Raw genomic sequence first — 15,774 nt, 5'->3', positions numbered from 1 at the left:
CCTGCGGGAACCTGCTCCGCAGTTTCCCTTTTCGGGGGATCGCTCCGCGATCCCCCGCTTGAATTCGCTCCGCGAATTCAAGAAAAGCAGCTGGCTAGGGGGTGTTTGGGCGCGGGATTACGGGTGGTGGGCATGGTGCAAACCTGTCCGATGCCCTCTCAGCTCTCTCACTCCCACCGGCCTTTTGCCCGTCGGGCCCGAGGTCTCCTTCGCCCTCCCGAGGCCGGGCCGGCCGTCCGACCGCGTGCCCCGTGACGAGCACAACGCCAGCGTTGCTGCCTCAGACCTTGGCCCGTCAACCACAAGGGTTACCAGCTCAGCAGCGCGCCGCTGCCGGTGCTCTCCAGTGTCACAGCCATCTACGAGGACGGACCGGGAGCGCCCCGGGCTCACGGTCCGAGGTGAAGAGCCGGGGTGAACGGCAAGCAGGGGGCAGGGCCGTGGCCCTGCCCCCTGCTTGTGCCGGCTCAGCCGGTCAGGTGGGCTCCCGTGTCGGTGGAAGCCGCTGCTTACTTGATGGTGGTCTTGCAGAACCAGATGGTGCTGCTCTGGCCGATGGCCCCGTCGAGCTCCTCGGAGTCGCGCTGCGGGGTGAGGACCTGGAGGTCGAGGATCGCGTTCATGGTGGTTCTCCTTGTATGTCGCTGACTGAATGAGGAACTGCGGCCGTCTGGGACGGCTTGCCGTGGGGTTATGGCCACTTGCCCCGGGCTGTGGTGCACCGTCTTCGCCGGCCGGTCTCGTCGGCGTCTCGCGGCGGGGCTGTTGTCGCAGGAGTGGTCACAGTCGGTCCTTTCGTCGTCGGGGGCTGGGGATCAGGGGCAGAACGGGCAGGCGGCCGGCGACGGTGTGCAGGGCGTGCAGGACGCCTGCGGTGCCGGTGGCGAGGTCCATGGACAGGCGCATGTTCTGGGCGCCGATGGTGGCGATACCGCCCTCGTAGGGCAGGGCGTGCCAGGCGAGGTCGCGGATGTGGCCGCGAAGGGCGGCGGCCAGGTGCGGATCTCTCTCGTCGGCGCGGTTGTGGGCGAGGGCGGCGGCGAGGCCGGCGCGTCCGGAGACGAGGCCGCTGTGGACGGTGAAGTCGAGGTCCAGGGCGGTGTGCAGGGTGTCGAGGGTGGCGGTGAGCGCGTCTTCGTCGTGGCGGTGCTCGAGGTAGGCGGCCAGGGCGACGGCGATGCCCGCGCTGCCCGTCTGGAGGGTGGGCACGGGCCGCGGTCCGCCGCCGGGCGCAGGTGTGGCGGGGTTGCGGGGGTGGTCCAGATCGAGGTGGAGGGCCTGGCGCGCCAGGTCCAGGTACCGGCTTTCGCCGGTGTCCTCGTACAGGCCCAGGAAGAGCAGGGCCGGTCCACTCCAGCCGCGCATGAGTCCGGTGCGGCGGGCAGGCGCTCGGCCGGCGCCGGTCAGGCGGGCGGCCAGCTGCTCGCCGGCCGCCAGGGCCTGGGTGTGCAGACTGGGCATGTCCAGGGCGTGGGCGAGGTGGCGCAGGTTGAGTCCGATGCCCGCGAGCCCGTCGTGGAGGCTGGAGGGGGTCGCGTCGGTGGTGAGGGGGGCGGCCCGGTTCAGCACGTCGACGGCGTGTTCGGGGCGGCCCAGGAGGGCGAGGGTGTGGGCGGCTCCGTGCAGGCCGTCGTAGAGGCCCGGGCGGGGTTCGGGGGCCCGCCGGGTGGCCTGCCACAGCCACTCGTGGTGTTCGGGGTCGGTCTCGTGGCCGGTGGTGGTGAGTGCGTACAGGACGCCTGCGGCACCGTGGGCGAGGGTGTGGCCTCCGTCGTGCAGGGCGGTCGGTTCGCCGGGGAAGAGCCGGTCGGTGCGCTGGGGGGTGGCGCTGGCCAGGATGGCGGTTGCCAAGGCTTGGTCCAGTTCGCGGGCAGACGGTGAGTGGGGGTCGTGTGCGGCGGCGGCGAACAGGTGGGCCGCCTCCTGGCCTTCGTGGGGCGTGACGCCGGGAGGGGTCAGGGCGTGGCGTATGTGGTGGGTCCACTGGGTCGGGAGGGGGAAGAGTTCGGCCGCTGTCTCGGCGAGTAGGCCGGCGCGTGTGGGGTCGAGGTCGAGTGTGGTGGTCAGGGGCAGGAACAGCGCCAGGCGAAGGCTGTCGAGCGCGTAGCGGTCGCGGTCGAAGTCGGTGGCGTGTGCGGCGACGAAGCCGGGGGTGGCGATGCTGGGCTCAGGGTCGTCGGTGCCGGGGCGGTAGGCGATCTCGAAGTCGATCAGCGCGACGCGTCCGTCGGGGCGGATCATCACGTTGCTGGGGCTCAGGTCGCCGAAGACGGTGCCGGTGGCGTGGATGTCACGCAGGATGCGTTCGAGCTGGTCGAGGATGTCGAGCACGGTGTCCGCGTATTCCTGGCGGCGGCGCGGGTCGCGGCCGGGCATGATCAGCGGGTTGCTGGTGGCGGTGAACTGCTGCAGCGTCTGGCCCTCGATGTGTTCCTGCACGAGGAAGTGGTGCTCCCAGGCGGTGAACGTGCCGAGCAGTGTGGGGACGCTGTCCAGGTGGGCGAGTCGGCGCAGTGTGGCGGCTTCCCTGTGCAGGCGGGTCACCGCGTCGTCGCCAGCGCCGTCCAGGCCCGCCAGGGGGCGTGCCTCGCGCAGGACCACTTGGTGCCCTGTGCCGTTGTCGGTGGCGAGGTAGATGCCGCCCCCGTTGGAGTAGTGCAGGGCTTTGGTCATGGTGTACGGGAAGGCGGGTTCGTCCTCGCTCCCCTGGCCGGCGGCCATTTGCTCGGCTATGAAGGCCGGCACGGGCGCCCACGGGGGGATCCGGAAGGCGGGGGTGCGTTCGTCGGGGACGAGGACGCCGTCGGGGCGGGCGACGGCGGGCGTGCGCTCACCGTTTTCGGACAGGCACTCTCGGCGGGTGAAGCCTCCGTAGCGCAGGTAGAGGGGACCCTGCCGCCATCTGAGGTCGCTGAGGATGTAGGGGCCGCGGTAGCTGGCCAGGGCTTCGCCCAGTTCGTCGAGGACGGCTTTGAGGATGGTGTCGTCGGCGGGGTAGAGGGTGATGAGCTTGCCGCTGCTGCCACGCGGGGCGTACTTGCTGTTCGTGGACTGGTGGACCCGGGGGTGGGGCAGGAACTTGAACGGCAGGGATCGGGCGAGGCAGTAGTCCCACACCGTGTCGATGATCTCGCTGGCGTCGGCGGCCTTCGCCGAGACGTGGATCTTCCAGCCCTGGTCGGGGAGTTGGGCGTCGACGGGGCTCAGGTACACCCAGTTGGCGGCTTCGGCTCTGAGCCAGCCGTCCGGTGCGGGGCGCTCGGTGGCGGCGAACGGTGCGCCGGCCAGGGTGTTGTTCGGGTGGTCGTAGAACTGCACGCCCGCTCGGCAGTAGGCGAGGTGGTTGGCTTTGTCCACGGGTTCCTCTTCTGGGGCGTGCGGCGTGCGTGGGCTGGTGCGCCGGCGGGCGTGTACGGGTGTGGTGGTCCGCCGTCGGTGTGCGCCGCCCGGCATATGTTCCTGGGGGCGCGGTCGGCGCTGACCTCAGTCGATCATTTCCGGCCTGGCTCCGCCCAGGCGGTTTTCCCGGCAGAAGTGCCCTCGGTGATACTTCTGCCGGTGGCTCGCATCCGTACGAGCCGGGTGATCGGAGGCATCGACGGTGCGTCATGGCACGGCTCAGGCGGCGGACTTCGGGCAGCGGTTACGAGGGCTTCGGGTTCGTGAGGGGTTGAGCCAGGAGGCGCTGTCGCACGCGGCCGGAGTGAGCGTCCGGGCACTGGCCGACATGGAACGCGGACGCACCCGAGGGCCGCAGCGCCGCACGGTCCAGGCTCTCGCCGAGGCACTGGGACTCGAGGCGCAGGAGGCGGAGGCCCTGGAGAAGTCGGCAGCCGTTGGTCGCCCACGGCCTCGGGTGGGCACCGGCGCGGCGGGCACGGGTCCGGGCACCGGCGCCCTGGCCCTGCCACGCGACATCCGCGACTTCACCGCCCGCGGACCGGCCCTGGCCCGGCTGACGGAGCTGGCGAGGGAGGCGGAAGCGGGTCTGCCGGCGGTCACCGTGGTCGCCGGACAGCCCGGACTCGGCAAGACCGCGTTCGCGGTGCACGCCGCACACCGCCTCGCCCCCGACTTCCCCGACGGCCAATTCGCCGTGGATCTGCAGGGCATGGGAGCCGAACCGACCACCCCGCGTGACGCGCTCGCTCGGTTGCTCGGCGCGGTGGGGGTCGGCGACGCGGCGATCCCGGCCACCACCGACGACCGTGCCGGCTTGTGGCGGTCCCTGGCCGGCGAGCGGCGCATGCTTCTGCTCCTGGACAACGCCGCCGGCGAGTCGCAGGTGGAACCGCTGCTGCCGGGCACCGGCCCTTCCCTGACGATCGTCACCAGCCGCCACGCTCTGTCGGGCCTGGAGGCCGTCCACCGCACCGATCTGTCTCTGCTGCGGCGTGAGGAGGCCGTGGAGCTGCTGACCCGCATCATCGGTCACGACCGGGTACGGGCGGAGGAACAGGCCGCGCGTGACCTGGCCGACCTGTGCGGGCACCTGCCGTTGGCCGTGCGGATCGCCGGCCAGCGGTTGCTGAGCCGGCCACACGAGCGCCTCGGCAAGCTCGTCACCCGTCTCGCCGCCGAGGGCCGCAGGCTGGATGGACTCCAGGCGGGAAGCCTGCGGGTGCGTGCCGCGTTCGCCCTCTCCTACCGGCAGCTGTCCGCCGACGCCGCGACGTTGCTGCGCCGGGCCGCGCTGGCTGCCGAAGCGGACTTCAGCGCCGAGACCGCTGCCGTTCTGGCCGGCCTGTCCGTCGACGAGGCCATCGCCTGCGCCGAGCAGCTGACCGATGCCCATCTGCTCCAGAGCGACTCGGCCACCGAGCGCTACCGCTTCCACGACCTGCTGAGGCTCTACGCCGCCGAGCAGGTCGACGCCGAGGACGGCCCCGACGTCCGCGACGCCGCTCTCGACCGGTGCGCGCACTGGATGCTGCGCCGGGCCACGGCCGCAGCCCTGCACTTCGACGTCGATCACCAGCCGGATGCGGCACACAGCGACCCGGACCCGGCCACTGCGCCCACCGGCCGCGACGGGGCACGTGCCTGGCTGGAGGCCGAGCGCGCCCAGTGGCTCACCGCCCTGCGCCGGGCCCATGACACCGGCCGGCACCGGCAGGTCCTGGACACCGCGCAGGCGATGCATTGGTTCTCCGATCTCAACCAGCACTGGGAGCAGTGGGTCGAGGTCTTCCGCCGCTCCTCCGACTCCGCCCGCGCTCTGGGCAGCAGCCAGGAAGAGGCCGTACACCTCAACTACCTCGCCTGGTCCTACAACCTGTGCGCGCACGACCCGCGCGCCGCGCTGAGAGCCGCCGACGGCGCGCTCGCGGCGGCCAGGAAGTGCGCGGACGGGCTGCAGCAGGGCTGGGCCCTCGGCTACGGCGCCGGCGCCCTCAACCAGCTGGGCCGGACGCACGAGGCGCAGGAGCGCCTGCACGAGAGCGCCCGCTGCCTCGCCTCGCAGGAGTCACCCCAGGGCCGGCTGGCCGAGCTGACGATCCTCAACGCCCTGGGCACTCTGCTCCGCCAGACCGGCCGGGCAGCCGAAGCACTGGAGATCCACCAGCGCAGCGAACGCATCTGCCGCGCGGGCGTCCCGGGCCGCACGGATGAAGTGATCGCGCTGTACCACGCTGTCGCCCGCCAGCAGATCGGCAACGACCTGGCAGCCCTCGAACGCTGGCACGAGGCCGCCACACCACTACGTCAGGCCCTGACCGCCTTCGAAACCGCACAAATGCCGGCCTGGGCCGAGCAGGCGCGCCTCGACCTGGGACGAGTGCTCGTCGCCACGGGACATCCGGAGGCCCGCGGAACGCTGCTGACCGCCCACGACGCGCTCGCCGCACTGCGAAGCCCGCGACAGGCCGAAGCCGCACAAGCGCTCTCGGCGTTTGACGAGAACGGTGTCCGTCCCGCGTGACGGCTCAGTCCCTGGCATGCGCGCTCAGGTCGCCCCGGCGCTCCCCCGGCCTCGTGCCGGGACACCGCGGTGACGGCGCAGGTGTGCGCGGCGAGTGCCGCAGCGCGGTGGCGGCGGTGCGGGTCCCGGGCGACGGCTCCTCGCTCCCAGCGGTACCCGTGTGTCGCCGCCGCGCGGTGGTCGTGGCCGTCGCGCCGAGCAGGAGGTCGAGGCCGCGTGCGGCGGCCATGGGCGCCCGCCCGGCCGCCGTGTGCTTGAGCCGGAGGTCGTAGGCCCAGACCGTCGTGGCCAGGGCCGAGGCGACCGCCAGGGCGGGCCGACCGGCCCGGGCGGCGCAGGCGTGGCCGGCGGCGGTGAAGGTGGCCGCCGCCGCGAGGGTGGTGTTCGGGGCGACGTGGTCGGACAAGGGGGCGTGGATGGGCCCTTGCAGTACCGATTGGCCCGGTTCGAGTGAGGGGGGAGGGTTCTCCGTCCCACTGTCCACAGGCAGCGCGCCGACCATACGAAAACGACGTTGTGAGTCGCACGGCGGTCATCGTGAGGAGAGGTTCGTGCCGTACCTGATCCCGGCCCGTACGCCTCTGACGCCCGAGCAGGTGGAGCAGGGCTTCGACTACCTCCTGGCGCTCCAGATGGGCGGTGGGAACTACGTCTCCGGCCGCACGCCGGCTACTGCAGAGCTGGCCTTCCTGCTGCTGCGGCTCGCCGAGAGCAGCGTCTTCCCCGTCACGGGGGTCCTGTGCGACGGGGCGCCTCACGCGGACTCCTTCGCCTTGGACGAGGTCGGGTGCATCTTGCTGTCCGCCCTGCGGGACTGAACACGCGACTCCCCCACTACGGCCGTGCTGGGTATCGTCCGCAGCAGTATCCGCTTCGTCCAGAACGTCATCCCCTACAAGGGCGTCGGGGGGCGCCCAGGCCCGGCAACAGGGCTTTTGATCAGTCAGTGAAGGAGGCCCTGATGCCGTAGTCGGTCAGGGGGACGCCATCGGCCGTGTGAGCGCGCGCGTCGATGAAGAGTTTTTTCTGCGGCAGCGGGGAAGGTGACCGTCGAACATCACCACCACCGGGCCGGGCTCGGCGGTTTCGCCGTTGCCGGCCTCGGCCTCCAGGCTCCGGAGGAACCGCTCTTTCTCGGTTCCGCGAACAGGTCGACCCGCCCCTGGAGCACCTTGGTCAGACCCGCTTCGACCGTCACGTCGGGGTACGCGCCGTCGGTGATCGTGGTCGTACTGAATGCCTGGATGGTGAGCTTCAGATCGGCGTCCGACTGCGGCGGGTCCGGAACGAGGGTGACTTCCTCGATTGGCAGATACCCGGCACCCGTAGTCCGCTCCGCCGTCCTCCACAGCCCGAACGCCGCGAAGGATTACGTGGCCTACAAAGCCGCCGAACCCGGCCTTGGGGGACATCGGTACGGCGGTTGACGCCAAGTAGTTGATCTTGGTCGCCCGGCACAGTGATCGGGCCTGGCCAGGACAGACCCTTCCCCTTCGGCCGGTGGCCCGTGCGGACGGGGATGCTGACACCGCCGAGCACGCCGAGGAGCCGGTCGCGACGGTGCCCGCGTATGCGGACGGGAGCGAACGGTGTCGGTGCGGCTCCTCGTGATGCTCTGCAGGGGGATGACGTTGTCGGCCTGCGGCCCCTTTTACCCCGGGGCGGCGGTGTACTCAATCGCCTGGCCTTCTCTCAGGGTGTTGCAGCCGTCCCCCTGGATCGACCGGAAGTGGACGAACACGTCCGCACCACCCTCGTCAGGGGCGATGTAGCCGAAGCCCTTTGCGGCGTCGAACCACTTCTCAGTGCCGGTTGCCATGCACTTCTCCTACGCGATCCAGATGCCGCCAGGTCAACCGTGCACGGCCCCTCGACAGCACGTATTCGGAGGGGCTGGTCATCTGACGTTCGTCCCGCCGATGATCTTCCTCTGGTGCAGGGTGGTTCACACCATGGCGGCGAGTGCTCGGTTCACCTGCGCCCACCCGGACAGCCCGGAGAGGGCGACGCACGCGCGAGCGCTCGGGCGGCCTTCCCCGTGTAATCGCTGTGCGGATGCCAGAAGGCTGCCGAAGCCGGTGATGTGCGGTCATGCATGGGTGAGGTGCGGCAGGGCATCCGGGGTGAAGGGGGCGGGCCGACTGTGCCCTCGGCCCGCCGACTTCAAGGGCAACAAGGAGTGAGAAGGTGAAGGGCTTTCGCAGCTTCATCCTGCGCGGCAACGTCGTCGACCTGGCCGTCGGCATCGTCATCGGAGCTGCGTTCACCGCCGTCGTCAACGGTTTCGTCCGCGCCTTTCTGACACCGCTCGTGGGGCTGGCCACCGGGGTCACCGGTGACATGAGCCGCAAGTCCTTCACCCTGGGCGCCACCCAGTTCCCCTACGGAAGCTTCATCAACGCCGCGATCAGTTTCCTCCTCCTCGCCAGCGCCCTGTACTTCCTCGTCGTACTCCCGATCAACAAGCTGCACGAACGCCTCGCCCCGCACCATGACGTCCAAGCCCCCAAGCGCGACTGCCCGGAGTGCCTCAGCCCCGTCCCCGCCCAGGCCCGACGCTGCGCCTCCTGTACCGTCCCCCTGCCCGCGGTGCCCGCCCAGGCCGGGGAAACGACCCAGCGCGCCGGCTGACCGACCCCCACGGATCGACCGCGCACCCGATGGGCGCCCTCATCCATGCCCCGCGTAGACATCCCCCCGGCTCGACTGCTGCTGCCGCCTGGCACCCAGTCCGGAGCCCGACTACGCCCGGCTTGATGGCCTCAGGGGTGTACCCGTCCGGCGCACCGCGATGGCGGCGGCGAGCAGGTCCGGTAAGGGTGGGACGGGGTCTGACGTCCCTATCGACCAAGCACTCGCCCCCGTCCAGAAGGAGTCCTGTCATGTCCGGGCGCAACACTTTCATCCGCAGTCTGCACGATGTCGGTCTGGCCGCCTGGTTCGGCGGCTCGTTGATGGGCGCGGTCGGCCTCAACGGCGCGGCCAGGGACGAAGGGGGTACGCAGGCGGCCACGGACCGGATCGCCGCTTCGGGATGGGCGGAGTGGACGCCGGTCAACGCCGCCGCCATCGGCGCGCACCTGTTCGGCGGCGGCGGACTGCTGGCCGCCAACGCCCACCGCGTCGCCACTCAGCAGGGTGTGGCCTCCTCCACCGCGGCCAAGACGGTCGTCACCGCCGCGGCCCTGGCCGCCACCGCCTACGCCCGCGTCCTGGGCAAGAAGGTCGAGCTGGCTTCCTCCCCCGACCCGCAGGACGCCGAGAAGGCCGCCAAGCACCCCCTCGACCTCGACAAGGCCCGCCGCCAGCTGGCCTGGGCCCAGTGGGCCGTGCCGGCGCTGACCGGATGCCTCGTGGTGCTCAACGCCCTGCACGGTGAGCAGCAGCAGGCCGGCCAGCAGGTGGCGGGCATGTGGGAGCGGGCCCGGTCCGTGAACCCCTTCATGTGACCGACGGCCACAGTCGGCGAAGGGGTGATGCACACGCCGCGACGTGTCTGCGGCGGAAGGGGAACCCCCGACCGACATGGTCGCCTCCGCGAGCTTCAGGCCGCTCGTGGCTGTGCTCCAGGGCCTGCGCTCGCACGATGAGCGCCTGGTCGAGCAGCTCGCCTCCCGGGTGCTCATCAGCGGCAAGGACAAGATCCACGTGAAGCATGGCGAGGACGGACGGATCGTCGGGGCCGCCAGGCACGGGCGACGGTGAGGACCAGGAGCGGGACGACACCGGCGCCGCTGCCGAGTCGGCCCTGCCTGTACTTCTCCTCTCCCCGGAGCGCGGGGACCGCCTTGCTGCGCACCCGGGTCTACCTGCCGGAGGCGCTGGAGCTACCAGGCGTTGCTGTGCCGGCGGGCGGAGAACGAGATCACCGGGCTCTACGCCGTCCCGTATGACGTCGAGGTCGGGGCGACGAAGGCGCGTCCGCTTGGGCGGTGGGAGCACCACCAAGGCAAGGCGCTGCGGGCCGGGGAACTGGAGCCGCGGTGCAAGGAGCTGCTGGACGCGCCGGGGACCGAAAGCGCGTGGAGCCCGGTGAAGATCAGAGTCGCCGCGCTGCGCTCGTACCGCAGGCGCACCGCCACCTCGCGCCCTGCCGCGACGCCCTCCGGGGGGAGGGCGACGCGCGCGTATGTTTGGCCGGAGGAGCGCGGAAGCTCCACACCTGGTGCGGGGTGGGGAGCCCAGCCATTCAGCGGAAGGGACCGTCGGTCGCGAAGGCGTGGGCTGCGAAGCGCTTGCCCATTCGACGGTATGCGGCGGCGGTGGGGTGAAGGCCATCGGCCAGGTCGTCTGTCTCGTCCGGGCCGAGCAGCTCGCGTCCGTCGAGATGGTGGAGGTGGGGATCGGACGCCTGTCGCACCGCAGCGATCCGGGCAAGCTCGGCACGGACCACCGCCAGCGACAATGCCCCGCGGGCCACATCGGCCGGGTCGCCCAGGGCGATGAGCCTCCCGTCCGGGCCGGTCGCGGTCGGGCCGGGCGCGTCCTCCAGGGCCGGGCAGGTCACCGGAGAGATCAACAGCAGCGGGGTGTCCGGGTGTCCGTCGCGGATCGTGTCCAGGAATCCGTGTACCGCCGGGCCGAACGTCCGCAGTCGGAAGGCGGACAGGCTCACGATGTTGATGCCCACCTTGACACTGATCAGGTCGGCGGGCGTATCGCGGATCGTCCGGGCGACGTAGGGGTCCAGCAGCGCGTTGCCCGCCTGGCTGAGGTTGATCACCTCCACTCTTCCGAGCGCAGCTGCCACCACCGGCCAGGTTCCGGTCGGGCCGTCAGCCTCGATGCAGTGGCTGATGGAGCTGCCGTGGTGCACCCAGCGGCGTCGCCCGTCCGGCAGCGGTGCCAGCACGTCACCGTCAGCGCGCAGAGCCACGAGTTCCGTGGGGGTCTGCTGCGGCAGCCACAACTCGACGCTTTTCATGCCGGTCGGCAGCCCGGTGAACCGTACGGTCCCTGGCTCGCCCGGGATGAGCCGCTGTACGGCCCCGGGGCCCGCCATCCGCAGCACGTTGCCCACCGGCGCCTGCTGACGCCCGGCCAACGCCCCGTCCACCAGCAGCTCCAGCATCCCGGTTGGGCGAGGGTGGGGGTCGGAGGCGAGCTGGCCGGTGGAGGTGAGTACCTCGAACTCCAATGTGCGCGCATCGGTGCGGAACACCAGCCGCACCCCCGAAGGCATCACGGTCACCCCGTAGACCGACGGGTCCTGGTACTGCTCCTTGGTCCACGCGGGCAACCGGCGCGGCATCACCCCTGCCTGTGTGGTCTCCAGGTCCAACGCACCCCGTATCTCCACCGGCCCGCCCACCAGCGGAACCGGCCGCAGCGCCGCGGTCACCGCTGCTGTCCCAGGTCAACGTGGTCCGGAGAGGTCATCGACCCGGTGTCTTCGTGGCTCATCGACGCCCGCCGAACTTCCAGTCGTGGACCTCGATATCCGCGTACCGGTCCGCAGTCAGGACGGCTCGTGCCGTGTCGGGATCCGGGGCCCTGAGCAGCACCGCCGTGCCCAGCCAGGTGTTGCCGTCGTCGGACAGCAGCGGCCCGTACGCGACCAGCTCGTCCCGGTCGAACGGCAGGGCAAGGTCGGCGGCCGGGCCCTCGCCGAGGCCGAGCACCAGGTACCGGTTGCCGTCGGTCCGGCCACCGGGGAAGTCCCCCATGGTGCGCCCCAGCACGTTGCGCCACCGGCGCAGCAGCACATCCCGGTACGCGCCGGCCTGGTAGTTGGGCTCCTCGAAGGCGAACGCGCGGGCGGCGGCGGGATTGGGCAGATCGATGATGTGCACGCTGCCGGTGGGGGTTTCACCATCATCGGCGAAGGTCGGGCCGCGAGCGATCAGCTCCTTGGCGTACCGGTCCATGTAGGACCAGTGCTCCTCCACCAACTCCTCGCGTAAAGCGAGGGAGCCGGGCCGGTCACGGTGGTAGCAGAAGAACTCCATGACCTCAGACCCTTCCCCATCGAGGGCACCATCTCAACTGGCTTTCGGCAACGGTGGCCAGCGCTCGCAGCCAGGCAGCATTCCGTAAAACGGCGTAGCCGTCATGGTGATCAGGTGAGTTGCGAACACGGCTGCTCCGCAGGCAGGTGACAGAAACAGCATCCGGCGCCGACATCCCCAGCTCAGGACGGCCCACGCGGGGGGCTGAGGTGCCCCGCTCCCCCTTTTTACGGTCTCCGAGACCGGATCGACACGCGTGAGCGTGAAGCGGCGGCTTCGGTTCCGTGGCTCTGCACTCGTAGTGCCGGAAGAACGCGACGATCAGCCCGACCTCGACCCGGGCCCGCTGCTTACCGCTGACCGTCCAGCGGGACTCTGTGACCGGCTCCTCCAGCCATGCCGGCCTGCGCCGGGACCGAGCCCGGGAAGGCGGTGGTGGTCGGCTCATCCGCCCGCCGTGCCCTGGACAGCGCGTGATCGTTTGTAGCGGTGTGACGATCAATGCTCTCTCGGCGCGGGCCGCGGGCCGGGCCATGGTGGCCGCCGTGCTGACGGTGCTGTTCGCCGGGGCCTGTACGGCACGGCCGCACCCGGCACTGCCGGCCTCGGAGGAGGGCCGCAGTGACCTGATCGCGACCGCGGAGCAGGTCCTCGTGAACCAGTGCCTGCGCTCCCGGGGCGCCGCCGGGCCGCCCCCACGGCAGGAGGCGCTGTTCGGGGCCGGCCCCGCCGAGCTGTCGGTCAAGCTCACCACCGGTTACACCGTACGTGCCCACACCGACGGCTGCCTGGCCGATGCGCACCGCTATCTCTACGGCGACCAGGAACGCTGGTTCCGCGCCCAGGTGACCGTCAACAACCTGCGTCCTGAAGCGCAGGCCCTGCTGCGTGAGGATGCCGACTACCAGGCCGCTCTGGCCCGCCGGGCGGCCTGCGGCGACCACGACTCCGCCTGCATCCGGGCCAGCGGCATCGAGGCGCTGCGGACCCGGCTGGAACCGGGTCGGCTCGCCCAGGTCCGTGCCGCGCACCGTGACGACATCGCCACCTACGACCGCCTGCGCGACCGCGCAGTGCAGCGCGCGGCCGGCCTCCTGGCCGACCGCCCCACCACCCAACGGAAAGGCAATCCCTCCTCATGACCGTCAGCAAGCTGTTCACGTCCGCCGCAGCGGCCTTCCTCGCCCTCACCGGCAGCCTCGCCGCAGCGACTCCGGCCGGCGCGGCCGACTGCCCCAGCGGCCACTTCTGCGCCTGGGAACACAACGACTACCAGGGCCAGCGGGCGAACTGGCACGGTGACGACGGCTGGTGGGAGGGCCACATCGCCGACGCCGACTCCTCCTGGGCCAACCACGGCATCGTCGGGCCGGGCGTCCCGTCCTTTGTCCAGGTCTTCGAGGACGCGTGGCAGGGCGGCAGCATGACCATCTGCCTCGCCCCTGGCCAGGAGGTCCACTGGAACGGCGTGGCCAACGACCGCGGCGACTCGCACCGGTGGGCCCACGGCTGCTGAGAACCGACGCGCCGTCCCGGGGGCTGCCGGAGCTCGACAGGCCCCGGGGTGGCGGGCACATGGCTCACCGATCCGTGCGACCGGTGGACGGGAGCCCTCCCCCGGCTACACCCCTGGACAGATCGAGGAAGCCGTCCCGAACCTGGAAGGAAGAGCGTCCGGTCGGCGCCCGGGGTCGATGCTCAGAAGTCGTGACAACCCCCGCCGACGGTAGGCGCGGGTGCTTGGTCCGAGCCAAACGGCCGATCCCTGTCGTGTCTGCACGGACCGTAGATCGTTCACGTGACGTGACCGAACTACGCAAAACACTCAACACGCCTCATATCGCCGATACCGCCCCGGCAGCGCGCGAGGCCCTTGTACAGGTACATCGCTGGCAGGGCTTCTCCTGCGAATCCCGTGTGGTCCGCGCTCCCGTCCCGCGTTTCCCGCCCGTGCTGCTCATCGGTGGGGCCTTCCAGCGCAAGGAATCGTGGGGACGCTGCGAAGAAGCCCTCCTCAAGAGCATGGACGTGGTCTCCGTGGACCCGCCCGGCTGGGGTGCTGCCGACTTGCTGCCCGAGACCTACGGTGCCGACTTCCTTGCCGATGCCGTGTGCCGCATGCTCGACGAGTGCGGGGTCGGGCGGGTCAACGTGCTGGCCGGCTCCTACGGAAGCGCCATCGGTTACGAGTTCGCCCGGCGTCACCCCGACCGGGTCGGGCGCCTCGTCCTGTTCGGCACGATGACGGCCATCCCCGACCATGCGCAGGCCGCGATGCGCCGCACGCTGGAGTACCTGGCCGCAGGAGAGATGAAGACGTACGCGCATGCGCTGCTCGACCTGCTCATGACACCGGAGCGCCTCGCGGACATCCCCAACGGCACCCTCATCCACAGACTGCTGATGCGCCGTATCGCCAACGTTTCCCCGGCGGAAGCACAGCAGATGACCACCAACACCCTGCGCCTGCTACACCACCAGGCCCTCGACACCAGCGAGCCGCCCCGGGCACCGGTCCTGACCGTGACTGGCGAGCACGACTCGTTCACCACTCCGGAACTCTGCCGCCAGATGGCCGCGGCATGTGCTGACAGCTGGTACGCCGAGATCCGCGACGCCGACCACATGCTCATCTGGGAGCGGACCGCCGAAACCGCCGACCTGATCACCCGCTTCCTCGCCGGCCTGCCACTGGACGGCCTGCCCTACTGCCGTAGCGTCGAACGGGTCTCACCGGCCACACCGGCCACCGAGCCCGTCCACGTGCTCTGACCCACACACTGAGCGGGGCCCGGCTCTCGCCCGGTAGAGGTACGTGCAGCGTGCCGCCCCCGAGGGAGCGGCAGTGCTCAGAACGCGGGGCCCCGGGCGGCGGCCAGCATGTTCTCGATGAGGTCGGCGGCGCGCGGGGTGCCGCCCTCGGCTCGGGCGGCGGCCTGCAGCTGCTCGGATCGGTCGCGGCATTCCGGATCTGTGACGAGGTCGTTCAGCGCCGCGCGGAGGGTCTCGGCGGTGGCGTCGGTGGTGTCCACCCGGCGGGCGACGCCGAGTTCCACGAGTCGGTCGGCGTTCATGAACTGCTCGGCTCCCTGCGGCACGGCGATCATGGGAACCCCGGCGAGGAGGCCTTCGCCGCAGCCGCCCATGCCGGCGTGGGTGACGAAGGCGTCGGCCTGTTCGAGGATCGTCCGCTGCGGGACCCAGGAGTGCACCTCGACGTTGGACGGGATGGTGCCGAGTTCCTCGGGGTCGGTGTACGTGCCGATCTGGAGTACGACGTGCCAGCCGGGCAGGTCGCCGAAGGCGGCGAGGCACTGGCGGTAGAACGCGGGCCGGCGTGTGTACGCCGAACCGAGGGAGATCAGCAGTACACGGTCGGCGGCCGCCGGGCGGGTCGCACCGCAGTCGGCGAGCCACCGCGCGAACCTGTCCCGGTACGCGTCGGCGCCCGGCAGCCTCCGCAGATGCGCCGCGACGTCCTCTTCGTAGCCGTCCCAGCCGACGAACGTCGGGGACAGCTGCACCAGGGGACGGCCCTGTGCCTCGGCGAGGGCACGCGCGGCATAGGCGCCGATGTCGTAGAGGTACAGGTCGGCCGGATCGTCGTCGTAGGCGGTGCGCAGTTGTGGGAGTGCCTGGACGGCGTCGTCGAGGAAGAGGCTCGCCGCGGCGATGGGATCGGCGGGCCGGTCGTTGTCCGCGACGGGCAACGTGGAGGTGCAGGGCACGAGCTCCGCGCCGGCGGATTCGATCCGGTCGGCCACGAACGGGGCGTTGGCGTAGGTGATCCGGTGTCCGCGGGCCACCAGCTCACGGATGAGCGCGAGGCTGGGCAGGACATGGCTGACGATGGGGACGCCGACCATCGCGATAGGGGCGCGGCGACGGGACATGGGCGATCAC

At 71.0% G+C, this 15,774-nt stretch carries 14 protein-coding genes and 1 pseudogene; 8 read left to right on the top strand and 7 right to left on the bottom strand.

Annotated features, from left to right (window positions below; all coding sequences use genetic code 11):
* Nucleotides 1-780: 780 nt before the first annotated feature.
* The gene (gene lanKC / locus ACFY60_RS23265; RefSeq protein ID WP_388613031.1) at nt 781-3,357 is read right to left on the bottom strand and encodes a class III lanthionine synthetase LanKC; all 2,577 of its coding nucleotides are present in this window, start codon (nt 3,355-3,357) and stop codon (nt 781-783) included.
* Nucleotides 3,358-3,601: 244 nt separating this feature from the next.
* Between lanKC and ACFY60_RS23260 the strand changes: the two genes are divergently transcribed.
* Entirely contained in the window at nt 3,602-5,923 is a 2,322-nt protein-coding gene (locus ACFY60_RS23260; protein WP_388613033.1) for an ATP-binding protein, read from the top strand.
* Nucleotides 5,924-5,927: 4 nt separating this feature from the next.
* Here the strand turns inward: ACFY60_RS23260 and ACFY60_RS23255 are convergent, their stop codons facing one another.
* The gene (locus ACFY60_RS23255) at nt 5,928-6,329 is read right to left on the bottom strand and encodes a hypothetical protein (RefSeq protein WP_388613035.1); all 402 of its coding nucleotides are present in this window, start codon (nt 6,327-6,329) and stop codon (nt 5,928-5,930) included.
* 145 nt (nt 6,330-6,474) lie between these two features.
* On the opposite strand from ACFY60_RS23255, the gene ACFY60_RS23250 reads away from it, so the two are divergent.
* On the top strand, nt 6,475-6,741 hold the full coding sequence (locus ACFY60_RS23250) for a hypothetical protein (protein ID WP_388613037.1): 267 nt from the start codon (nt 6,475-6,477) through the stop codon (nt 6,739-6,741).
* Between the two features lie 833 nt (nt 6,742-7,574).
* Here ACFY60_RS23250 and ACFY60_RS23245 read toward each other — a convergent pair.
* Nucleotides 7,575-7,742, bottom strand: a complete 168-nt coding sequence (locus tag ACFY60_RS23245; protein WP_388613038.1) for a cold-shock protein — start codon at nt 7,740-7,742, stop codon at nt 7,575-7,577.
* A 368-nt stretch (nt 7,743-8,110) separates the two neighbouring features.
* On the opposite strand from ACFY60_RS23245, the gene mscL reads away from it, so the two are divergent.
* The 3 genes and pseudogenes from mscL to ACFY60_RS23230 form a co-directional block, all read left to right on the top strand.
* Nucleotides 8,111-8,554, top strand: a complete 444-nt coding sequence (gene mscL, locus ACFY60_RS23240) for a large conductance mechanosensitive channel protein MscL (protein WP_388613040.1) — start codon at nt 8,111-8,113, stop codon at nt 8,552-8,554.
* Between the two features lie 251 nt (nt 8,555-8,805).
* Complete coding sequence (locus ACFY60_RS23235; RefSeq protein ID WP_388613042.1) at nt 8,806-9,372, top strand: hypothetical protein; 567 nt, start codon at nt 8,806-8,808, stop codon at nt 9,370-9,372.
* 58 nt (nt 9,373-9,430) lie between these two features.
* Nucleotides 9,431-10,053: pseudogene (locus ACFY60_RS23230) on the top strand (helicase); the annotation flags it as partial.
* 59 nt (nt 10,054-10,112) lie between these two features.
* Here the strand turns inward: ACFY60_RS23230 and ACFY60_RS23225 are convergent.
* The 3 genes from ACFY60_RS23225 to ACFY60_RS23215 are packed head-to-tail and all read right to left on the bottom strand — an operon-like array spanning nt 10,113 to nt 12,319.
* Nucleotides 10,113-11,264, bottom strand: a complete 1,152-nt coding sequence (locus ACFY60_RS23225; protein ID WP_388613044.1) for a lipase — start codon at nt 11,262-11,264, stop codon at nt 10,113-10,115.
* Between the two features lie 58 nt (nt 11,265-11,322).
* Nucleotides 11,323-11,871 (bottom strand): YciI family protein, encoded by a 549-nt coding sequence (locus ACFY60_RS23220; protein WP_388613046.1) that lies wholly within the window; start codon nt 11,869-11,871, stop codon nt 11,323-11,325.
* A 4-nt stretch (nt 11,872-11,875) separates the two neighbouring features.
* Nucleotides 11,876-12,319, bottom strand: coding sequence for a relaxase domain-containing protein (locus ACFY60_RS23215; protein ID WP_389459240.1), 444 nt, complete (start codon nt 12,317-12,319; stop codon nt 11,876-11,878).
* A 43-nt stretch (nt 12,320-12,362) separates the two neighbouring features.
* Here ACFY60_RS23215 and ACFY60_RS23210 point away from each other — a divergent pair, with 43 nt between their 5' ends.
* The 3 genes from ACFY60_RS23210 to ACFY60_RS23200 all read left to right on the top strand — a co-directional run bounded on the left by ACFY60_RS23210 (nt 12,363) and on the right by ACFY60_RS23200 (nt 14,643).
* Nucleotides 12,363-13,013 (top strand): hypothetical protein, encoded by a 651-nt coding sequence (locus tag ACFY60_RS23210; RefSeq protein WP_388613048.1) that lies wholly within the window; start codon nt 12,363-12,365, stop codon nt 13,011-13,013.
* Complete coding sequence (locus tag ACFY60_RS23205; RefSeq protein WP_388613050.1) at nt 13,010-13,387, top strand: peptidase inhibitor family I36 protein; 378 nt, start codon at nt 13,010-13,012, stop codon at nt 13,385-13,387. The genes ACFY60_RS23210 and ACFY60_RS23205 overlap by 4 nt, the downstream gene beginning before the upstream one ends.
* A 287-nt stretch (nt 13,388-13,674) precedes the next feature.
* A complete protein-coding gene (locus ACFY60_RS23200) occupies nt 13,675-14,643 on the top strand; it encodes an alpha/beta fold hydrolase (protein WP_388613051.1) in 969 nt (322 codons plus the stop codon).
* A gap of 77 nt (nt 14,644-14,720) precedes the next feature.
* Here ACFY60_RS23200 and ACFY60_RS23195 read toward each other — a convergent pair whose 3' ends face one another.
* Nucleotides 14,721-15,764 carry a nucleotide disphospho-sugar-binding domain-containing protein gene (locus ACFY60_RS23195; protein ID WP_388613053.1) on the bottom strand — a complete coding sequence of 348 codons (1,044 nt, stop codon included), beginning with the start codon at nt 15,762-15,764 and terminating at the stop codon, nt 14,721-14,723.
* Nucleotides 15,765-15,774: the final 10 nt, after the last annotated feature.

Source organism: Streptomyces sp. NPDC012827 (genome assembly GCF_042900905.1).
Lineage (GTDB): Bacteria > Actinomycetota > Actinomycetes > Streptomycetales > Streptomycetaceae > Streptomyces > Streptomyces gulbargensis.
This window is presented reverse-complemented; position numbering and strand designations above follow the sequence as displayed.